At 62.5% G+C, this 1,782-nt stretch carries 1 protein-coding gene; it reads right to left on the bottom strand.

What is annotated here, in order from left to right:
• Positions 1–486: 486 nt before the first annotated feature.
• On the bottom strand, positions 487–1,530 hold the full coding sequence (locus G6035_RS19435) for an IS630 family transposase (RefSeq protein WP_176618746.1): 1,044 nt from the start codon (positions 1,528–1,530) through the stop codon (positions 487–489).
• Positions 1,531–1,782 lie beyond the last annotated feature (252 nt).

The raw sequence follows: 1,782 nt of genomic DNA, 5'->3' as shown, positions 1-1,782 counted from the left end.
CGGCCGTGGCTCTGGGGCGTCAGGGCAAATGTCACGTGTCCGACGCTTGTCCTTCAATATGAAAGCGCGGTGGGCCGCGTGCCTTAAGTGAGGCCTTTTGGCCGTGCCCGTGAACGGGGGAGGTTCCTACAGTGGCAACTACAAGGAAGGGCAACATAATGACAAGGAGGCCGCAAGCCGTGCGAGGTGAACAGAGTGAAAATCGGCAACGCGTCCGGTCAACAATGATTGAGGATGAAACGCAATTTCCCGTTTGGTGTGACCACTGCGCAACGGACGCCCACGTCGTGATCGCGTCCGTCCGCCGTCCCCACTGGGCACCCAGCAATTTCCTGGACGTAACGTACTTCTGCACGAAATGCGATTCACTGTACGAGCATCTGGTCAAGGATGACGAGTTCAATGCCAACTTTGTTGAGGCCGTCGATGGCATCACGAATCGCCCCAGGTTACTAAGGGGAACTTAAGTAAGTTGACTGCTGGGGTTTATGCGGCGGTTTCCGGGGCTGCAATGTAGGCGAGGTTCTTGTCGTGGAAGAATCCGCGCACGATGTGGGGGAACCGTTGGAGGCGGCGCAGGGCCTTGATGCACAGCGCCTTGAACTGGTCGGGGCCGGTGATTTGGCAGCGGCCGATCCGGTCGTGCTTGACGTTCTTCCACACCCATTCGTCGGGGTTGAGCTGTGGTGAGTAGGCGGGCAGGCGGTACAGGGTGAGCGTGCCGTTGGTGAATTCGACGTACTCCCGGACGGCCTTGGAACGGTGCACGGGGTGCCCGTCGACGATGAGGAACACCGGACGGCCGGCATCGGCGACCAGGCGCCTGCAGAAGTCGATGAACTTAGCGGCGACCATGGTGCCCGCGATGATGGAAAAACGCAGCTTCCCGCGCGGCGTGACGGCGGAGATCATATTCACGGAGAACCTTGCCCCGGTGGCCTGGATGACCGGGGTTTGCCCGACCGGCGCCCACGTGGTCCCGGCGTGGTAGTCGGAGCGGACCTGGGCCTCATCACCGAAGTAGATCTCCGCGCCGATCTTCTTCGCCTCCGCGGCGATCGACGGGTATTCGCTGGTTTTCCATTCCTCCACCGCTTCCGGGATGGCCTGGTAGGCGCGATAGAGCGGCTTTTGCACCGACAGGCCCAAGCCCTTGAGCAACCGGCCGACACTGACGGCCGAGAGGGCGACACCGAACTCGCGCCGGATGACCTCGCCGATGATGTCCCGGGTCCAGAGCCCGAACCCGAACGCGTGCTGGCGCGGGTCCGTGCCCGCCACGATCCCGTAGACACGCCGCATCTGGGTCGGGGAAAGCTTCGGCGGGCGGCCCGGCACCGGCTTGGCCTTCAACGCCCCAAGACCGCCTTCACGGGCCTTGGCCAGCCATCCGTAGACGGTCTTGCGGTGCAGGCCAAGCACGCAGGCAACCTCCTCCGGATGGGCACCGGCCGCCACCTGCCCCACCGCCCGCAGGCGCAACACTTCAAGGGACTGGTGATCAAGCTTCCGGCCATCATTTGCACACACATTCCATTATCCCAGAAATGCCCTCAGGAGTCGTCTTACTTATGAACTAATTAGTGTGAGGAATTCGGCGAATGGGCACACGCCGCACACAGTGCCGCCGGCATTCCCTGCCGGTGAGGCGCCCGGCCTGGCGCCTGGCACCCGGAATCCGCGGCAACTTTTCCGGCGGCCGGCGGCACCTGCCTCACAAGGATGGGGTGAAGGGCATGACTGATCAATTTGTGGAAGGGCGTTTTGCGGGAAAGACTGCGA

Origin of the sequence: Arthrobacter sp. SDTb3-6, assembly GCF_013376095.1 — a bacterium.
In the GTDB taxonomy this organism is placed as follows: domain Bacteria; phylum Actinomycetota; class Actinomycetes; order Actinomycetales; family Micrococcaceae; genus Specibacter.
The sequence above is the reverse complement of the archived record's forward strand: the minus strand, read 5'-3'. Positions and strand labels throughout refer to the sequence as shown.